This window comes from Tateyamaria sp. Alg231-49, assembly GCF_900143535.1.
GTDB lineage: Bacteria > Pseudomonadota > Alphaproteobacteria > Rhodobacterales > Rhodobacteraceae > Tateyamaria.
Genome location: NZ_FRFA01000011.1, coordinates 56,258 through 74,241, shown reverse-complemented (window position 1 = coordinate 74,241; position 17,984 = coordinate 56,258). Strand labels below are relative to the sequence as shown.

The following is a 17,984-nucleotide window of genomic DNA, read 5'->3' as shown; positions in this document are numbered from 1 at the left end:
AGTCGCGCCGACCTTTCTTGTTGATTGCAGCTCTGTTGCTGGGTGTCGGCGTGATTTGGACGGTCTGGGATCAATGGGTCGATCGCACTGTTCTGCCTGCAATGCTGACCGAGACCTCGGTCGAAATGCAGGACCATCAGGGCACATTGATGCGTGCGTTCGCGGTTGAGAACGGGCGCATCCGCCTAGCCGTGACACAGGGAACTGTGGACAGCACGCTGACCGACATGCTGATCGCTTACGAGGACAAGCGGTACTACAGACACAACGGAGTCGACGTGCGGGCTATGATGCGCGCCGCCGTACAGGCGGCCTTTCATGGGCGTGTGGTGTCTGGCGGGTCCACGCTCACAATGCAGACAGCCCGATTGCTTGAAAACTCCGGCACTGGGTCGTTGCGCGGAAAGCTGCGCCAAATGCGGTTGGCTTGGGCCTTGGAGCGGACCCTGAGCAAAGCCGACATCCTGCATCTATACCTCCAACATGCGCCCTATGGTGGCCGGTTCGAAGGAGTGCGCAGTGCAGCCCATGTCTGGTTCGGCAAAGAGCCAACCCGTCTGTCTCCGTCGGAGGCGGCATTGTTGGTGGCCCTGCCGCAGTCGCCCGAGAACCGGCGGCCAGACCGGTACCCAAATGCCGCAAGGATGGCCCGCGACAGGGTTCTTGAACGGATCGGAGCAGCGCAGGTCAAGTCAGATGTCCCGCGCGCCATGCGCCCTTTGCCGCGTATTGCACCGCATCTGGCGGATGCATTGCGCATCGAGCAGCCCAACCAGACGCGTTTCGTGACCACCTTGCATGCACCCGTGCAGAAACAGATGGAAACTTTGGTTCGAATGCATGCGGCGGATCAGGCGGCGGGCGTTTCCGTCGCGCTAATGGTTGTTGATCACCACAATGGGGCGGTCCTTGCCCGCGTCGGCGCACCTGAATACTCGGATGCACATGGCGCGCTTGGCTTTGTCGATATGACGCGTGCAAAACGCTCGCCCGGCTCGACACTAAAGCCGTTGATATATGGGCTTGGTTTTGATCGCGGGCTTGCGCACCCTGACACCATATTTGCAGATCGACCCACGCGGTTTGGGCGATATGCGCCGAAAAACTTTGATGGGCAGTTTCGTGGGGATGTGACGGCGCGGACCGCATTGGCGCAATCCTTGAACATCCCGCCAGTTGCGTTGACCGACAGGCTTGGGCCGCAGCGCCTGATGGCAAGCTTGCGCGCATTTGGTGCCGAACCCGTGTTGCCTGGTGGCAAACCGGGTCTTGCTATTGCTTTGGGTGGTGTCGGGTTAAGCCTCGAAGATCTCGCAAAGGTCTATGCGGGACTCGCGCAACTGGGCAAAGCTGTTTCGATCAGCGACCAACGGCATGAGGAAACGCACACCGATCAGGTGATCGCAGCGCGCGCGGCATGGCAAGTGGGTGATATCTTGCGCGGCATCGCACCGCCTGCTGGGGCCCAGGGTGGGTTGGCTTACAAGACCGGCACATCTTACGGACACCGGGACGCCTGGGCGTTTGGTTATGACGGACGGCACGTGATTGGGGTTTGGATCGGGCGGCCAGACGGGACGCCGGTGCCGGGTGCGTTTGGCGCGGATCATGCAGCTCCGTTGTTGTTTGAGGCGTTCGGGCGCTTGAAACCTGAGCTGGACCCATCTCCGCCGCCGTCGCCCGACACGCTGATTGTAACCACGGCAGATCTGCCCGCGCCTTTGCGCCGTTTCGGCCATGCCGAACCCAATGCGTCTGGCCCTGTGCTAAGCTTCCCCCCGGATGGAGCTGTCTTGGAGGACGCGGGTACCATGGTCAAAGTGGAAGGGGGGCACTTGCCGCTGACAGTGTTGCTTAACGGCGCGCCGATCACATCGGGCTTACGCCAACGCACACTCTCGGTCGATCTCACATCGCCCGGATTTTCGGACATTGCCGTGATCGATGCTTCGGGCCGTTCTGCCCGGGTGGCCGTCGAACTTCGCCCTTAGCGGCGCCCTTCGCGCAACCATGCGCCGGTAATAAACCCTGCTGCCAAAAGCAGAACCAACCACGGGGGCAACAAGGCCATCTGGCGCACATCTTGTGTCTCGTAAGCACCGCGTGGCGTGATCCCGATCCAACCGCGTCCTGCGGCAGGTCGGCCCTCGCGTACTGTCCGGATGCGCGGCACGCCTTCTTCGATGCGCAATACTCCACCACGGGTGCTGGCCACCCGCTCGCCGATGATATCAGCAGTTGCGATGGTTGCTTCGAACTCTTTAGGCGCTGCGGGTCCAAGGCCAATGACTGCGCTTTGCTCTCCGTTCTCCAAGCGGTAAAGCCCGATCTCAGGCCCGTCAAAACGGGTTTCGAACTGGCCCGGAGCCACCTCTGTGAGGGACAGTTCAACAGTCGTGCCGTTTGGGTCGGTCACAGTGACAGGCGGCACAGCGTCAGACAATGTGCGACGCTGGATGCGCATGGACTGACCTGTGGCAATGGCGGTCAGCGCTTCTTCTTCCAGCTCGGGTTCTTTCATCATCCAGTGGGCAAGCCGACGCAGCAATTCCAATTGCGGACCGCCTCCTTCATACCCGCGATTCCACAGCCACGCGTGGTCCGAGGCCAGCAGCGCAACGCGCCCCTCCTCAACCCGCTCCAGCACCAGTAGTGGGCGATTGTCGATACCTTCCATTACCACCACACTGTCTTGTCGTGCGGCCACATCGATCTGGCGCAACCAGCGGCCCCAGTCACCTGCGCCGGGCATGCCGATTGTGACCGGGTGGCGCACGCCAATTTCGGACACTGTGGGGCGATAGGCCTCTTCCAGCACGCGGGCAGACGGTTCAGCGGGCATGACGGTCCCAAGTGGTGAGCGGTAAAGACTGTCGGCACCAGCAAAATCGGGCCCTGCCGCGACCAGAACTGCGCCGCCATCGCGGATATAGCGGGCAACGTTGTCGAGATAGAGCGACGGCAGAATCCCCCGCCGTTTATAGCGATCAAAGATGATCAGATCGAAATCGTCGATCTTTTCGAGGAACAATTCTCGCGTTGGAAAGGCGATCAAGGACAACTCTCCAACGGGCACGCCGTCCTGCTTTTCTGGCGGGCGCAGAATGGTGAAGTGGACGAGATCGACAGAACTGTCTGACTTGAGCAGATTGCGCCATGTACGCCCACCCGCATGCGGTTCGCCCGATACCAGCAGCACACGCAACCGGTCACGCACCCCGTTCATTTGGATCAATGCTGTGTTGTTGCGGTCGGTCAACTCACCCTCGGCTTCGGGAACCGAAAACTGGATCACATTGCGCCCGCCATGGGGCAAGGTGATGGGCAGATCGATATCCTCGCCAATACGGACGTTGAACCGCTGCGGTTCAGAGCCGTCGACAGAGATGTCCAGCGGGGCGGTGCCTGCGTCGCTCGGGGCCGCGCCGCTGTCTTCGATCCGCAAGGTCAGCGTGACGGATTCGCCAATGATGGCAAAGGCCGGCGCATTTTTGACCAATAGGCGGCGGTCCCAATCCGTGTCCTTGCCGGTCAGCAGGACGTGCAACGGCGCGGGCAATTCCAACGGCAGGTCAGCGTCGTGCACAACCCCGTCGCTGATCGCGATAAGGCCTGCAATACGCGCGCGCGGTTCTTCGGCCAGCGCATCCGACAGCGCGCTCATCAAGCGGGTGCCAGTGTCTTCGTCCCCATCCGGCACGGTGATACGCCGTACTTCGGTGCCTTCGCGCGCGGCGAGGGTTGCGGCGATTGCGTTTGCCGTGCTTTCGGTTTGGTCCGGCCGGTCTCGCAACCGCTGGCTTGCACTTTGGTCTTCGGCGAGAATGACGATATCGTTCAATGGCGCGCGGTCTTCTTCCTGAAGTGATGGGCCAGAAAGCGCGCCAAGAATGACCAGCCCGGCCATGCCACGCAGTGCCCAGCCGGACAGACCGCGCATCACGGCCAGAACGACGCCGCCCAAGACAATGGCCGCCAAAATGGCCAAAACAGGCCAAGGCAACAGCGGGTCAAAAAGGACAGTTCCGGTCATTGGCCAAGCCGATCAAGCAGTGCAGGCACGTGGACCTGATCGCTTTTGTAGTTTCCGGTGAGCACATGCATGACGAGGTTCACTCCGAAGCGGTAAGCCAACTCGCGCTGACGTTCTCCGCCAAATCCGCGACCCACCGGTAGCATCGCTTGACCGCTTGGGGTGACAGCCCACGCTGCCGCCCAGTCATTGCCACCGATCACGACTGGCGTGACGCCGTCATTGAGGTTGCGGAATGGCATCCCTTCGACCTGTTCTGCGCCGGGGGGTGCGGCCTCGACCCAAACCTCGCCGTTCAAATGGCGGCCCGGAAAGTCCTGCAGGAGGTAAAAGGTGCGCGTTAGAACGTGATCGCGTGGGATCGGTTCAAGGGCTGGGATGTCGAGCGGCGCTGCCAAGTCTTGCAACTTGCGCCCGTTCGGGCTGGCTGTCCCAAAGCCTGCGATGTCACCGTCACGGGTGTCAAAAAGGATGAGCCCACCGGACCGCAGGTAGTCGTTCAACTTGCCATAGGCTTCGCGTGACGGGCGCGGCTGATCCGGTGTGACGGGCCAGTAGAGGATTGGGAAAAACGCCAGCTCATCCGTTTCGAGGTCCACGCTGATAGGCGGCGCAGGTTCGACCGAGGTGCGGAAGAACAGAGTATCTGACAGGCCGCGCAGCCCGGCCTGTGCCACTTCGTCGACTTGGCTGTTGCCGGTGATGACATGGGCCAGCACAACTTCGGAAGCGGCAGCAATTTCATCCTCGGCACTTTGTTGGGCATGCGCGGGACCGGGGGCCATAGGCGCGACCAAAAGTGCCGCAATCAGCGCCGCCGGGCCACGTGCGCGGACACCGCCAGTCAACCGTCCCGAAAGTGCCAGAGACGCGATGATGTCAGCCAGCAACAGCCCGATTGCGGCCGCCAACAAAATGCCACCAAGCGGTTGTTCGGGGATGACTGCAAGGCCAGACACTTCGATCCGCGCAGGCCATTCCGTGGGGGTCAAAACCGCCTCTGCTGTGAGAACATTGCGCGCAAGGCTGCGTTCGCCCGAGATGTAGACGCCGGGTAAAAGGTTCGGCCCGGCGGGGTCCGAGACCAGCTTTGGACCAGGCACGCCCGGCATCGCGCCTGCGTCCCGCAAGTCTCCGAAACCATCCATGACGATTTGGGGTGTCCATATTGTGCCCTCCAGATCGTCTGCATTGGGCGCAGAACTCGTAGACGACACCGCGAGCCGTTCGAGCATTTCCACAAACAGGCCCGAAAGGGGCAGGGACGACCATTCGGCATTGGCCGTGACGTGAAACAAAACGATCTGGCCCTGTCCGACACGCTTGCGGGTTACCAATGGTGTGCCATCGCTCAACTCTGCAATCACCCGCTCGGCAAGGGTCGGGTCGGGTTGGGCCATCACTTGGGCGGTGATGGCGACGTCATCGGGAACCTCAAGACCAAAGAATGGCGACCCTTCCGTAAAAGGAGCGAGGGTCTTGGGAGATCCCCAGCTCATCGCGCCGCCGACGCTGCGCCCGCCAGACCGCAGACGAACAGGCATGAGCGGATCCTCATTGACGCGTGAAACATCGCTGGCGGCCACACGCGGCCCGGCAAAACGCAAGAGCAGTCCGCCCTGATCGATCCAGCCGGAAATCGCCTCGGCTTCGCCGTCCGAAAGAGTGGCCACATCGGCAAGAACAATCACATCAGGGTTGGCAGGCAGAACATCGCTAAGGGCACCGCCCAACAGGTCCGCCGTGGGTGCCAGCGCACGTTCAAGGTAATGCAGCGGTGAGAGCAATTCGAGGCCTTCACGCCCCTCGCGGCCTGCGATCAGTGCGATCTCCCGGCGACGCAGGCTGTCATCTACCAGAGTTACAGCACCCGAAGATTTCGCGCCCTGTACCTCAAAACGGGTGACGCGCGCCCGCAACTCGGCTGGTAGGGAAAGGGCAGTGTCCGCGCTGGTGGTTCCGGCATCGAATACGGCATTGGCGTTGGCCAGTATCGCGGCATTTCCGGCCGGATCCCGACCCTGCGCCAGAACAGTGACGCCCCGTTCAGGGCCAGCAGAGACGCGCAAGGCAGTCAGCTCAATCAACCCGTCGACGTACCGCGCCGGGGTCAATGCAATCACATCGGAAACGGCCTGAACGACCCGGACAGTCCCACGCGATTCCAAAGCGGCAAGGATGTCCGATTGACCTGGATAATCCACCCCATCACTGAACCAAACCGTTTCAAAATCTCCATCGGGCAGATTGGCGGTCAAAGAGCTTGGATCACCGGGTTGCCAAGGGGACGGAACAACCCCGGGCAGGCGCGTTGTGATCGTATTGGCGGTCTGAAAGACTGTCGATTCCGGATCGGCCAAGTTTAGCAGAGCAACCTGACGATCTGCCGCTCCGGCACGGCGCAATTCGCCTTCCACCGCTTCGATTTGACGGGACCATTGGGCCGCCCCCGCCCAACTGCCGTCCATCACAACAAGCAGAGGCCCGTTTCCGGCTTGGCCATCATCTTCGGGGTTCAGGACAGGCCCGGCGAGGCCGATAATCATCGCAGCCACAGCGAGCATGCGCAGCAGCAAAAGCCACCAAGGGGTGCGGTCGGATACAGATTCGTCGTCCTTGAGGCCCAACAAGAGTGCCACGCCCGGGAAACGCTGACGGATCGGCGCGGGCGGGATCGCGCGCAGGATCAGCCAAAGGATCGGCAGCGCAATAAGCGCGACCAGCAGCCACGGCGCGGCAAAACCAATGGGCCCAAAAACAGTCACGTGCGCGCCCTTCCACCATCAAGTGCCCGCCAAATCCACAGCAAACCGGATTGTGCGGAGGTGTCTGTGTGGTGCAGGCCATAGGTCCAGCCCGCAACCGAACAGAGATGCTGTAACTCGGCCTTGCGTTCAGCGAGCCGCTCAAGATAGCGGTCCTTCAGGTCAGAGGCTTTGAGGGTTTCATGCTCGAGAGTGCCGCCCATGCTTTGAAAGACAGTGCGCCCACGGAACGGAAACGCTTCTTCTGCCGGGTCAAGCACATGGAGCAGAACGCCACGCACTCCGCGATCCGCGGCCTTGGTCAATGCGGTGCGCACGGCTTCGATATCACCCATGAAATCAGAGACGAACAGCGCGCGGGCATGCGGCACCATCGCCCGGTGTTCCGGGGGGGCATAGTCCTCATCGGCATCTTCAGAAAACATCTCGGCCAACCGCATGACCTGCATGTTGCCCCGGCGTGGTGGCAATCGTGTACCCGTCAGCCCGACGCGTTCCCCGCCACGCACCAACAAGATCGCACAGGCCAACGCAAGGACTCGAGCGCGCTCAGCTTTTGTTGTGAGGTCCTTGGTTGAGGCAAAGTTCATCGATGCGCCCTGATCAACCCACAGCATAACGGATTGGGCTATCTGCCACTCGCGTTCGCGCACGAACTGAACGTCACCCATAGCGCTGCGTCGGTGGTCAATCATGCGGCGGCTATCGCCCAACTGGGCTGGGCGGTATTGCCAGAAATCATCGCCCATACCTGCGCGCCGCCGGCCGTGATCGCCCAGCAGGACAGCGCCTGCCAGATGCTCTGCCCGCGCCAAAAGGGCGGGCAGGCGCGCGGCCTGTGTCTCGGCTTTTTCTCGCAGAGCGACGGGGCTTGTCACGCGGCAGCCTCTTGGCGGCTGAGCGTGGCGGCGGTTTCCTCGATCAGGTCTGACAGGCTATCCCCACGGGCGCGTGCCGCAAAGTTCAGCGCCATACGGTGGGACAGAACAGGGCGGGCCATGTCGATAACATCCTCGGCCGAGGGCGCAAGACGCCCCTGCAACAGGGCGCGTGCACGCACGGCCAACATGAGGGCCTGTGCCGCACGTGGGCCAGGACCCCAGGCGACGGTTTCGCGCACTTGGGCAGATGAATCAGGTTCTGATGGACGGAAGGCACGTACCAGATCGAGGATCAATTCAACCACACTGTCGCCCACAGGCATCCGGCGCAGCAAAGTTTGCGCCGCAAGCAACTCACCATCCGAGAAGACGGCAGTGGCCTGCGCGTCCTCTGTTCCGGTCGTGGCCAGAAGAATGTCGCGCTCGGTCGCGCGGTCCGGGTAAAGGACGTCAATCTGCACAAGGAAACGGTCAAGCTGCGCTTCGGGCAGGGGATATGTCCCCTCCTGCTCAATCGGGTTCTGAGTGGCCAGAACGTGGAACGGCACGCCGAGGGGGCGGTCTTGTCCCGCCACAGTCACCGTCTTTTCCTGCATCGCCTGCAACAGGGCTGATTGGGTGCGCGGGCTGGCGCGGTTGATTTCATCTGCCATCAACAATTGGCAAAATACAGGGCCCGGCACGAATCGGAAACTGCGGTTGCCGTCGTCGTCCGTATCCAGAACCTCGGACCCCAGGATATCAGCAGGCATCAGGTCAGGTGTGAACTGGATGCGGCTGCCGTCTAGACCCATCACTGTGCTGAGGGTTTCGACCAATCGTGTCTTGCCCAGGCCGGGCAGACCAATCAGCAGACCGTGACCGCCGCATAGCAGGGCTGTGAGGGTCAGATCGACCACCCGCTCCTGTCCGATAAAGCGCTTGGTGATCGAGGCTTTCGCTTCGGCCAGCTTGCCTCCCAAAACTTCTATGTCGGCAACAAGATCCTCGGATGGGGTCATGACTTCTCTTTCCTTCGGGATATACTCTATTTGACAACCTATTGCCTAAAGGTGGAATGGCAAAAGATATGAGTGGACAAAAAACTGTGACACCGGATGCCGAAGGGCTGGTTGCGTCGATCAATGCAGTAAAAACACGCGGTTTGCCGCCTGTACATCTGTGGAATCCTCCGTTTTGCGGTGATCTGGACATGCGGATCGCCCGGGATGGGACGTGGTTTTATCAGGGTACCCCCATCGGGCGGCCCGGTTTGGTCAAATTGTTCTCATCGATTCTCAAGCGGGAAGAGGGCAAATATTTCCTTGTGACTCCGGTCGAAAAGGTCGGGATCACGGTGGATGATGCGCCGTTTGTGGCGGTTGATTTTGAACTCGAGGGGGAGGGCGTTGCGCAAACCCTGACATTTACCACCCACGTGGGGGATGTGGCCGCAGCCGGAGCCGAGCATCCCATCCGCGTGGAGCGTGATCCTGAGACAGGCGAACCTTCGCCCTACATTTTGATCCGCGCAGATCTTGAGGCGCTGATCGACCGCAAGAGCTTTTACCGTCTGGTTGATTTGTGCGTGCACGAAGACGACTGGTTTGGCGTTTGGTCGGGCGGACAGTTCTTCGGGGTAATTCCGTCAGCCGAATTGCCCTGATCCTGGCGCACGATACACAAGCCTTACTTCAAGGTGCACATCGCCTGTGCATTGGATGATCTTGGCCTTTTGGAACATTGGATTGCATTGTGGGCGGACGGCAGAGGTTCCCTCCGCCGCGCAACCTATGGCTTGGAGACAGAGATATGACCAAAGGAACGGCTTTGATCATCGGCGCAGGCAGTGGGCTGTCCGCGTCACTGGCGCGGCAATTGCATGCGCGTGGGAACGCCATTGTCCTCGCGGCACGCAACACCGACAAACTGGCGGTGCTTGCCGAAGAAACGCAGGCGCGCACTGTTGCACTGGATGGCAGTGATCCGGGCGATGTTGATGCGCTCTTTGCTTCTATCGAAGGTCGGTTGGATGTCGCCGTTTATAACCCGTCTGCGCGCGTTCGTGGTCCGGTGGCCGACCTTGATCCCGAAGAGGTCCGCCGCGCCATCGAAATCACCGCGTTCGGATCCTTCCTGATGGGCCGTGCGGCTGCCAAAGTGATGCAGGCCCAGCCCGCTCAGGAGGGCAAGCGGGGCACAATCCTGTTCACAGGGGCCTCTGCTGGCGTCAAAGGGTTCCCGAACTCAGCTCCTTTTGCGATGGGCAAGTTTGCACAGCGCGGCCTTGCTCAATCCATGGCGCGGGAACTGCACCCAAAAGGTATCCATGTGGCGTGGGTCAACATCGACGGTGGCATTTCCAATACCGCCTGGCCTGAGCGTACGGACGATGGCACGGACAAGATGCTGGATCCGGACGCCATCGCGGGGGCTTACATCCAGTTGATTGACCAGCACCGTTCGGCTTGGTCAAACGAGATCGCTTTGCGCCCATGGGTCGAGACGTTTTGATGGCGTTGCGTCCAAGGGCGGGCTAGCCTGCCGGTCATGCCGAAGTTTGCTGCCAACCTGACACACCTTTGGGCCGAGTTGCCCTATCTCGACCGCTTTGATGCTGCGGCGGACGCTGGATTTGAGGCGGTCGAAATCCTATTCCCTTACGACACCCCTGCTCCGGAGACGCAAAAGGCGCTTCAGCGAAACGGGCTGGAGATGGTACTTTTGAACGCGCCGGGTCCGAATTATGCGGGCGGCGCGCGGGGTTTTGCGGCGACCCCCGGCGGTGAGGCACGGTTTGACTATGATATGCGCCGGGCCGTGCGATATGCGCAGGCTTTAGGGGCGCGGTTCATCCATATGATGAGCGGTGTGGGTCAGGGCGATGCGGCGAAAGAGACAATGATCGCCAATCTAAAGCGTGCGGCCGCCGATTTGCCTGAGGGTCTTTGCCTTTGTTTGGAGCCGCTCAATCAGATCGCTCAGCCGGGGTATTTTCTCTCCAGCTTTGACCTTGCCGCCGAGATTATCGAGGCGGTTGGTGCGTCGAATGTGGCCCTTCAATATGACAGCTATCATGCTCAGGTGATCACGGGGGATGCTCTTGAAACCTTTGAAAAACTGCGCCCGCTGATCCGGCATATTCAGATCGGAGACGCGCCGGATCGGACGCCCCCGGGGACCGGGGAGATCGATTTTCCAGCCCTTTTTGCGGCCATTGATGCCGGCGGATATGAAGGCTGGGTCAGCGCGGAATATACGCCTCAGGGGCGCACGGAGGCGGGTCTGGGCTGGCGGGTGTCCCACGCTGGGACATGAGTTGGCACAAATAAAATCAATGGCTTACAGCGGCAGATTCATACCCTGTTAAGAAATCGCCCACTCCACGCCACCATCCCAATGCACTGGCCAGCCGGACGGAACGACGGGAGGACGCGCACATGAGACCTCCAAAATTGCGGGGGTTTGGTGAGACGCGCAGAGGTTGTGCACCAGAACACTTTCAAGGTTTGGGCAGCGCTGCTAGGACGCAGCCATCACAGGGAATGGAGAAGGGGCCAGCATGATACCTGCACGCTACGCACATATCGTCTTTGGACTGTTTCTGAGCGGGATGATGTCGTTCATCGTCTCGGGTATTTCGACATTCCTTGCCGTCGGCCTGATCCCCGGCTTTTTCGCGACATGGATGGGGGGCTGGTGGCCCAGCTGGGCGGTCGCCTTTCCCGTGGTGCTGTTCGTGGCACCTCTGGCCCGGCGCATGGTCGCGGCGCTGACGATCAAGGAGTAGCACGCGCAGGCGGCCAAGGGCGGCGATTGGCACAAGCTGATTGGACGTGTCGCTCTGGTTTAGGTCATCACAAAATCCCGCTGTGCGGACCAAAGCCGCAGGTTGCGTCGCGCGGGCGAGCAGCTGCTTTGCACCGGGATATTTCGGTCTCACAAATGATTAAGGGCGGCGCATATTTGCCCCGCCCCGTTTGCTATTTTTGTTTCGGTTTTATTCGTTGCAAGAACACGCTTCGCCATCTGAAGCGAAGGTGATCAATTCGATTTCACCGGGGCGCCAGGTTTGATCGAACCAAGACTCAAGTGGACCATACAGACGGAAAATGGTGTTCCACCCTTTTCCGGGTACGGTTTGAACCCAGTTGCTTTCTTTGCCCTCCGGAGCTTCTGGCGCAAAGTAAATGTCATAAGAACCATCGTCGTTCTGCACGACGTCAGAATCGTTGCTTCCTATGGCTGGGAACTGAGCGTCCGTCTGTAGCATTGAACGTGTCTGGTTATCGTACAGTGTGAAGGACCAGAAATCTTCGGCTGGAACATCGGCTGGCACGTTGATCTTATACATTTTGCCACCGTCTAGCGGATTGCCGTTGGAATCGCGGTAGGTGAACGCATATTGCGAGCCTTTCCCGACGGCCTTCAATGCCATGGCTGGGGTTATACCGGTTGCATAGAAGTGAAAGGCCGCGCGAATATCCTGAACGGTCGCCCCTTCGATTTCAAAAGTGTATGCTCCGCCCGGGAATGCCGTCTGCCAATAGCTTTCGCCCGGGTACCAGTAAAAGCGTTCGTCCCGCGGTTTGGAGATGATCGTTTTGACGGTTACCGCACCGGCAGCGGCCGCCGCTTCCAAAATTGGTTTCATCCGCGAGTCGGGCGCGAATTCTTGTCCTTTGACGATCCCAATCGCGGCAAGATGCCCAAGCAGTTCCGGACGTTCGCCCATGAGGGGTTCCCGCTGGACAACGGCGTTTATCTCTTCAAAAATTTCGACGTCCATTCGGTGAATCGTGTTAAACAGCTCACCGGAAACGTTCACGAAATTCATCTCAGGCGGGTTGTCAGCCTGTGAAAGAGGATAGATCCGGAAACGTTCTTTGGTCTGGCTGACCGCGAGGTCGGTCGTTCCGTCCTTTTGATAGCCGCGCCACAGCACCCAGTTCCCATACGTGTTGGTGCGTGCGACGTAATACCCTTCTGGCACATCGCCCTCGTATCCGGGGGGCAGGATCAGGAACTTGCCACCCTCTCCCTTGTCCGGGCCGAGGTTGCCAAAGTCAGTGACATATCGAAACCAAGCGTCGTTTAGGAACCCAAGTACATTTGGAGGCGTTTCGATCACCATGGGTTCGTCACCCATTTCAAGCCAAGACATCATATACACGCTGGTTGTATTTGCTGTCAGAAACAGCGCCCGGGAATCCATGAGTTCTTCGAAGAGAATGGCCGTTGTATTTGCGGGGCCAAAATCCAAAATCCCGTTGCGCAGACCTTCCATTGACGCGATTTTGGTGCCGTCCAAGACCGCTTGGTAGGCATGGGTAAAGTCCAGCAGGTTATAAATCTTCTGAGCGGACTCTACGTCCGGAACGCCGTCAAAGAAGTTAAGTTCTCCTACGCGTGTTTGCAGGTTGTCTGGTGTTGTGACCCCGTCCGGTATTGGTGTTGTCATCTCCATCGTCTGAACGCCTTGCGCGTTCGTTTGGGCGGCGAACAGACCCCCCGCCAATGCGGCTGCCGCAGCCACACGGAACATAGGTTTCTTGAAACTCATTTACTGTCCTCCCAGTAGTTCGTTTTTGTTTTTGAAAGCGACAAGAGTCGCCTTCGCAGAGTTCGAAACTTGAACTTACCCCTTACTTAGTTGGATCGCCGCGCGGGCGTCGAAGGGGTAAAGCGTTGAAAGCCAAACCCGCAATATCGCGGATAGTACCGCATCCTTGTCGTCCTTTTTTGGTGTGCCGAACGCCTTGATCAAAATGGCTGCATCCATTCGGTTCAGGGCGCGCGCCACATGAAAGGAATTGAACTCGGGCGTGATGCCATTTTGCTGGTCGTGCTCGATCCGAGCCGACACAACATGGTCGAAAGAGCTGAGGAACGTCTCCCAAACGATTTCAAGGCGTTCGTCACGGGTTGCCGCGTCTGAAACAGCCTTGAGGATCGTCCCGTGTTCGAAGCCGACATCCACAACGGCACGCAAACTGTTCTGAAGCTCGGTCACGGCATCGCCTTCACAGGCCAGCCAAGTTCTTGCCCCCTCGATGATCCCGCCTTTTGCTTCATCTAGCAAAGTTTCCATGAGGCTGTGCAGGTCATTGAAATATAGATAGAATGTCGGGCGACTAAGCCCTGTCGCCTTCATGAGCGTGCCTACGGTCAAATCTCTGAATGGACGGGTTTCCAAAATTGAGTGAGCGGTGTCTAAAATCGCCGCTTTCGTCAATGCCGCCTTGCTGGGTTCTAAGAAACGTGAAGCTGGGGCATCGGTTGAATCGCGTGGTTTCTCTTCTGACATGGTGTCAGTAATGCTGACATGGTGTCAGAAGTCGAGTCTTTTTGAAGTACCCCATTGGCTGCGGGTTTGTTGCCAATCGATAAGGTTTGGCTCGGGACGCTCTGATTTTGTTGTTTTGGGTCGCGCGCTGTGAATGGCAGTCTTGGGCTCAACGTGAACCTGCGTTGGAGTGCGAAAGGCTAAAATCCAGATGAGATGCGTGCCGCCGACAAAGTGGGTTTGGCTCAGTCTTTGACTTTGGTTAGTGCGCCTCGGCCCAGTTTTGGCCCTGTCCTGCATCCACGGTCAGTTTGACGTCGAGATGCACGACGGGGTTGTTTGCCCCTTCCATCACGCCCCGCGCCACGCCGATCAGATCGTCGACGGCGCTGTCTTCGACTTCGAACAGCAATTCGTCATGCACCTGCAGCAGCATCGTGGCGGGCAGGTTTGCGATTGCCTCTGGCATACGGATCATCGCGCGCCGGATCACATCTGCCGCTGTCCCTTGGATCGGGGCGTTGATGGCGGCGCGGGCTGCAAAGCCTGCATGTGGCCCCTTGGCCCCGATGTTGGGCGTGTGGATTTTGCGGCCAAACAGGGTCTGGACGTAGCCGTGTTCTTTGGCGAACGCCTTGGTGTCGTCCATATAGGTGCGGATGCCAGGGAAGCGTTCGAAGTACCGGTCGATGAACCCCTGCGCTTCGGCCCGTGGGATGCGCAGGTTGCGCGCCAGACCAAAGCCAGAGATGCCATAGATCACCCCGAAGTTGATCGCCTTGGCTTGTCGGCGAACGTCCGGCGTCATTTCGTCGAGCGGGACGTCAAACATTTCAGACGCTGTCAGCGCGTGGATGTCGATGCCGTCGTCAAAGGCCTGTTTCAGCTCGGGAATTTTGGCGATGTGGGCGAGAATGCGCAGTTCGATCTGGGAATAGTCCAGCGCCACGAGGGTCTTGCCCGGTTCGGACACAAAGGCTTCGCGGATGCGCCGCCCTTCTTCGGTTCGGATCGGGATGTTTTGCAGGTTTGGATCGGTTGAGGCGAGCCGCCCTGTTGACGCCCCAGCGATTGAATAGGACGTGTGCACGCGGCCTGTGTCCGGGTTGATATGGTCCTGCAGCGCGTCTGTATAGGTCGATTTCAGCTTGGAAAGTTGCCGCCAGTCCAGCACGAGACCAGGCAGTTCGTGTTCTGTGGCAAGGTCTTCGAGCACGTCCGCGCCGGTGGCATATTTGCCGGTCTTGCCCTTTTTGCCGCCCTCAAGGCTCATCTCGTCAAACAGGATTTCACCAACCTGCGCGGGAGAGCCCACGTTGAATTTGCGCCCGACCATTTCGTAAATCTCGTCCTCAAGCCCGGCCATCTTTTGGGCAAAGGCGTTGGACATGCGTGACAGCGTATCGCGGTCGACCTTGATACCGGAGCGTTCCATGCCAGCCAGCACGGGCACCATCGGCCGTTCGAGCGTTTCGTAGACTTTGGTGACCTGCGCGCGGTGCAGCCCAGGTTTGAACTGTTGCCAGAGGCGCAAGGTGATGTCGGCATCCTCGGCGGCGTATTTGACCGCATCCTCAACCGGCACCTGATCGAAGGTCTTGGCGGACTTGCCGGACCCCAGCAGCGGTTTGATCGGGATGGGTGTATGGCCCAGATAGCGTTCTGACAGTGTGTCCATGCCGTGATTGTGCAACCCGCCATGCATCGCATAGCTCATCAACATGGTGTCATCGATGGGGGCGACGTGCACGCCGATCTGGGCAAAGATCTTGGCATCATATTTCATGTTTTGCCCGATCTTGAGGATGCTGTCGTCTTCCAGAACGGGTTTGAGCATGTCGAGCGCCGTTTCCAGCGGCATCTGCCCCTCGGACAGATCGTCAGACCCAAAGAGGTCATCGCCCCCCTGTTTGTGGGTCAGAGGAATGTAGCAAGCGTGGCCCGGATTAACGGCCAGCGAGATACCGACAAGGTTGGCCGTCATTTCGTTCAGGCTGGTGGTTTCGGTGTCCACGGCGACATAGCCACGCTCGTAAATGAGGTCGATCCATGTCTGGAGGGCGGTCGCGTCGCTGACCTGTTCGTAGGTGGCATCGTCAAAGCTCGGCGCGTCGGGGGCATCTGCCGCCTCGGGCGCGGTGGGTTCCTTTATTTCGGGTTCTTCAACTCCAAGCTGGGTTGCAATCCGCTTGGTCAGGGTGCGGAATTCCATCTCGGCCAAAAAGGGTAGCAGTTGGTCGGGATGCGGGTCGCGGACCTCAAGATCGTCGATGGTGAAATCGAGCGGCGTGTTTTCGTCCAGCAATACCAGCTTGCGCGAGAGCCGGATCTGGTCGGCATTGTCGATCAGGGTTTCGCGGCGCTTGGGTTGTTTGATTTCGCCTGCGCGTTCCAGCAGTGCATCAAGATCGCCATATTCGTTGATCAACAGTGCTGCGGTTTTGATCCCGATGCCGGGGGCGCCGGGCACGTTGTCGACACTGTCGCCTGCCAGCGCCTGCACATCGACAACGCGTTCGGGAAAGACGCCGAATTTCTCGAACACACCGTCGCGGTCGATGCGCTTGTTCTTCATCGCGTCGAGCATTTCGACGCCGTCGCCGACCAGTTGCATCAGGTCCTTGTCTGACGAAATGATGGTGCAGCGCCCGCCGGCGGCACGCGCCTGCACGGCCAACGTGGCGATAATGTCGTCGGCCTCGAACCCTTCCTTTTCCTTGCAGGCGATGTTGAACGCCTCGGTCGCGGTCCGGGTCAGGGGGATTTGGGGCCGCAGGTCTTCGGGCATGGCCTCGCGGTTGGCTTTGTAAAGGTCATACATGTCGTTGCGGAACGTGTGGCTGCCCTTGTCAAAGATGACGGCCACGTGGGTCGGCGCGTCGGGGCCTGTGTTCCCTTCGACGTATTTGAAGAGCATGTTGCAAAAGCCGCTGACCGCCCCGATCGGCAGACCGTCGGATTTTCGGGTCAGAGGGGGCAGCGCGTGATAGGCGCGAAAGATAAAGGCCGATCCGTCAATCAGGTGCAGGTGATGCCCTTTGCCGAATTGAAGTGCCATGCGCGTTGCTCCGAACCTGTTATGCGCCGCCCTTTTGCCACGGCGCGGCGCGAGGGGCCAGACGTGATCCAATGGCGCGCCTGACGGCGCATTGCATTTTTGATTTGGCGCTACGCTGTGACGTTCAGTCCGCGTCTTCGGCCAGCACGTATTTGCAATCGCAATAGGGGCATTCGACCCAGCCGGTGTCTTCTGGGATTTGCAGCCAGACGCGGGGATGGCCCAGCGCGCCTTCGCCGCCGTCACATGCGATACGACGCGTGGTCACCGTCTTTGTCTCGGGGGCGTCGATGGTCATGGGCGGGGTCCTTGCATATGGCGCGACTTTGGGGGTGTTTATGGGCCAAGGCCTGCGGGCAGACAAGTCCCTTAGCCGTCCCTTTCGACCCGTGCCTGATAGCAGTTGTTGCGTGCTGAGCGGACGTGGATATAGGCGACCTCCGGATGGGCAAATATGGCCGTGATCCGATCCTCAAGGTCGGGGGTGGGGCTGATCGCTCCTGTGCCGTAAACGATGCGGTCCGCGGTGTTGTACCCTTTGACCAGGTAGTCGGGCGAGGTTGTTAGGATTTCGGGCAGCGCAGGCCCGCCGCCGCGCGTGCAGTCACTCGCACACAAAAAGATCGGCCCAACCTCCGCATAAGGGTGGGTGCCTTCAAAGGGCTTGTGGGCCAGTATCAGCATCTTGGCCCCTTTCGGAATATCGCACAGGCAATGGCGACACGGATTGCCTTCTCCGTCGCTGACTGTGCGTTCGGGCGGGTTGCCAAAGGCATCCAGACCTCCGGCGCGATAGGCTGTGACGATGTCGGTGGGCAAGGCGGTGAACATTGGCATGAGGTGTCTCCTTTGGCCTGTGCATATACGGCTCCCCTGCGCCGTGACGACCCGAATGATGCGCAACCCCCTGCTTCTCTGATTAAGAAAAATCCCGGGGGAGGCCCGCAGGGGTGGGGGCAGAGCCCCCTTACTTTTTGTTCCA

The 17,984-nt window shown here is 59.6% G+C and carries 14 protein-coding genes; 5 read left to right on the top strand and 9 right to left on the bottom strand.

Annotated elements, in window-relative coordinates; translation table 11 throughout:
• Nucleotides 1–17 precede the first annotated feature (17 nt).
• Nucleotides 18–1,991 (top strand): penicillin-binding protein 1C, encoded by a 1,974-nt coding sequence (pbpC, locus tag DHN60_RS16305; RefSeq protein ID WP_234423671.1) that lies wholly within the window; start codon nucleotides 18–20, stop codon nucleotides 1,989–1,991.
• Here the strand turns inward: pbpC and DHN60_RS16300 are convergent.
• Genes DHN60_RS16300 through DHN60_RS16285 form a run of 4 tightly spaced genes read right to left on the bottom strand, consistent with a single transcriptional unit; the run spans nucleotide 1,988 to nucleotide 8,680 of the window.
• The gene (locus tag DHN60_RS16300; protein ID WP_108838392.1) at nucleotides 1,988–4,033 is read right to left on the bottom strand and encodes a hypothetical protein; all 2,046 of its coding nucleotides are present in this window, start codon (nucleotides 4,031–4,033) and stop codon (nucleotides 1,988–1,990) included. The genes pbpC and DHN60_RS16300 overlap by 4 nt on opposite strands.
• Nucleotides 4,030–6,798: a DUF4159 domain-containing protein gene (locus DHN60_RS16295; RefSeq protein ID WP_108838391.1), complete on the bottom strand. Its 2,769-nt coding sequence runs from the start codon at nucleotides 6,796–6,798 to the stop codon at nucleotides 4,030–4,032. Before DHN60_RS16295 ends, DHN60_RS16300 begins: the two co-directional genes overlap by 4 nt.
• Nucleotides 6,795–7,676: a DUF58 domain-containing protein gene (locus DHN60_RS16290; protein WP_108838390.1), complete on the bottom strand. Its 882-nt coding sequence runs from the start codon at nucleotides 7,674–7,676 to the stop codon at nucleotides 6,795–6,797. Before DHN60_RS16290 ends, DHN60_RS16295 begins: the two co-directional genes overlap by 4 nt.
• Nucleotides 7,673–8,680 carry a MoxR family ATPase gene (locus DHN60_RS16285; protein WP_108838389.1) on the bottom strand — a complete coding sequence of 336 codons (1,008 nt, stop codon included), beginning with the start codon at nucleotides 8,678–8,680 and terminating at the stop codon, nucleotides 7,673–7,675. The genes DHN60_RS16290 and DHN60_RS16285 overlap by 4 nt, the downstream gene beginning before the upstream one ends.
• A 68-nt stretch (nucleotides 8,681–8,748) precedes the next feature.
• On the opposite strand from DHN60_RS16285, the gene DHN60_RS16280 reads away from it, so the two are divergent.
• The 4 genes from DHN60_RS16280 to DHN60_RS16265 all read left to right on the top strand — a co-directional run bounded on the left by DHN60_RS16280 (nucleotide 8,749) and on the right by DHN60_RS16265 (nucleotide 11,448).
• Nucleotides 8,749–9,324 (top strand): DUF1285 domain-containing protein, encoded by a 576-nt coding sequence (locus DHN60_RS16280; protein ID WP_108838406.1) that lies wholly within the window; start codon nucleotides 8,749–8,751, stop codon nucleotides 9,322–9,324.
• A gap of 146 nt (nucleotides 9,325–9,470) precedes the next feature.
• Complete coding sequence (locus DHN60_RS16275; RefSeq protein ID WP_108838388.1) at nucleotides 9,471–10,172, top strand: SDR family NAD(P)-dependent oxidoreductase; 702 nt, start codon at nucleotides 9,471–9,473, stop codon at nucleotides 10,170–10,172.
• A 36-nt stretch (nucleotides 10,173–10,208) separates the two neighbouring features.
• Entirely contained in the window at nucleotides 10,209–10,976 is a 768-nt protein-coding gene (locus DHN60_RS16270) for a hydroxypyruvate isomerase family protein (RefSeq protein ID WP_108838387.1), read from the top strand.
• A 244-nt stretch (nucleotides 10,977–11,220) separates the two neighbouring features.
• The gene (locus tag DHN60_RS16265) at nucleotides 11,221–11,448 is read left to right on the top strand and encodes a DUF2798 domain-containing protein (RefSeq protein WP_108838386.1); all 228 of its coding nucleotides are present in this window, start codon (nucleotides 11,221–11,223) and stop codon (nucleotides 11,446–11,448) included.
• A 210-nt stretch (nucleotides 11,449–11,658) separates the two neighbouring features.
• On the opposite strand, the gene DHN60_RS16260 is transcribed toward DHN60_RS16265, so the two are convergent.
• The 5 genes from DHN60_RS16260 to DHN60_RS16240 form a co-directional block, all read right to left on the bottom strand.
• Nucleotides 11,659–13,221, bottom strand: coding sequence for a DUF1254 domain-containing protein (locus tag DHN60_RS16260; protein ID WP_108838385.1), 1,563 nt, complete (start codon nucleotides 13,219–13,221; stop codon nucleotides 11,659–11,661).
• Nucleotides 13,222–13,296: 75 nt separating this feature from the next.
• Nucleotides 13,297–13,965, bottom strand: coding sequence for a TetR/AcrR family transcriptional regulator (locus DHN60_RS16255; RefSeq protein WP_108838384.1), 669 nt, complete (start codon nucleotides 13,963–13,965; stop codon nucleotides 13,297–13,299).
• 241 nt (nucleotides 13,966–14,206) lie between these two features.
• A complete protein-coding gene (gene polA / locus DHN60_RS16250) occupies nucleotides 14,207–17,002 on the bottom strand; it encodes a DNA polymerase I (RefSeq protein ID WP_108838383.1) in 2,796 nt (931 codons plus the stop codon).
• A 124-nt stretch (nucleotides 17,003–17,126) separates the two neighbouring features.
• Nucleotides 17,127–17,300 (bottom strand): zinc-finger domain-containing protein, encoded by a 174-nt coding sequence (locus tag DHN60_RS16245; RefSeq protein WP_108838382.1) that lies wholly within the window; start codon nucleotides 17,298–17,300, stop codon nucleotides 17,127–17,129.
• Nucleotides 17,301–17,371: 71 nt separating this feature from the next.
• Nucleotides 17,372–17,839 (bottom strand): DUF1203 domain-containing protein, encoded by a 468-nt coding sequence (locus DHN60_RS16240; protein ID WP_108838381.1) that lies wholly within the window; start codon nucleotides 17,837–17,839, stop codon nucleotides 17,372–17,374.
• Nucleotides 17,840–17,984: the final 145 nt, after the last annotated feature.

What these genes read in the sequence shown, in the direction of transcription:
- DHN60_RS16300 (WP_108838392.1), bottom strand. Translation starts at nt 4,033, where the DNA reads ATGACCGGAACTGTCCTTTTTGACCCGCTGTTGCCTTGGCCTGTTTTG.
- DHN60_RS16285 (WP_108838389.1), bottom strand. Translation starts at nt 8,680, where the DNA reads ATGACCCCATCCGAGGATCTTGTTGCCGACATAGAAGTTTTGGGAGGC.
- DHN60_RS16280 (WP_108838406.1), top strand. Translation starts at nt 8,749, where the DNA reads ATGAGTGGACAAAAAACTGTGACACCGGATGCCGAAGGGCTGGTTGCG.
- DHN60_RS16275 (WP_108838388.1), top strand. Translation starts at nt 9,471, where the DNA reads ATGACCAAAGGAACGGCTTTGATCATCGGCGCAGGCAGTGGGCTGTCC.
- DHN60_RS16270 (WP_108838387.1), top strand. Translation starts at nt 10,209, where the DNA reads ATGCCGAAGTTTGCTGCCAACCTGACACACCTTTGGGCCGAGTTGCCC.
- DHN60_RS16265 (WP_108838386.1), top strand. Translation starts at nt 11,221, where the DNA reads ATGATACCTGCACGCTACGCACATATCGTCTTTGGACTGTTTCTGAGC.
- DHN60_RS16260 (WP_108838385.1), bottom strand. Translation starts at nt 13,221, where the DNA reads ATGAGTTTCAAGAAACCTATGTTCCGTGTGGCTGCGGCAGCCGCATTG.
- DHN60_RS16255 (WP_108838384.1), bottom strand. Translation starts at nt 13,965, where the DNA reads ATGTCAGAAGAGAAACCACGCGATTCAACCGATGCCCCAGCTTCACGT.
- polA (WP_108838383.1), bottom strand. Translation starts at nt 17,002, where the DNA reads ATGGCACTTCAATTCGGCAAAGGGCATCACCTGCACCTGATTGACGGA.
- DHN60_RS16245 (WP_108838382.1), bottom strand. Translation starts at nt 17,300, where the DNA reads ATGACCATCGACGCCCCCGAGACAAAGACGGTGACCACGCGTCGTATC.
- DHN60_RS16240 (WP_108838381.1), bottom strand. Translation starts at nt 17,839, where the DNA reads ATGCCAATGTTCACCGCCTTGCCCACCGACATCGTCACAGCCTATCGC.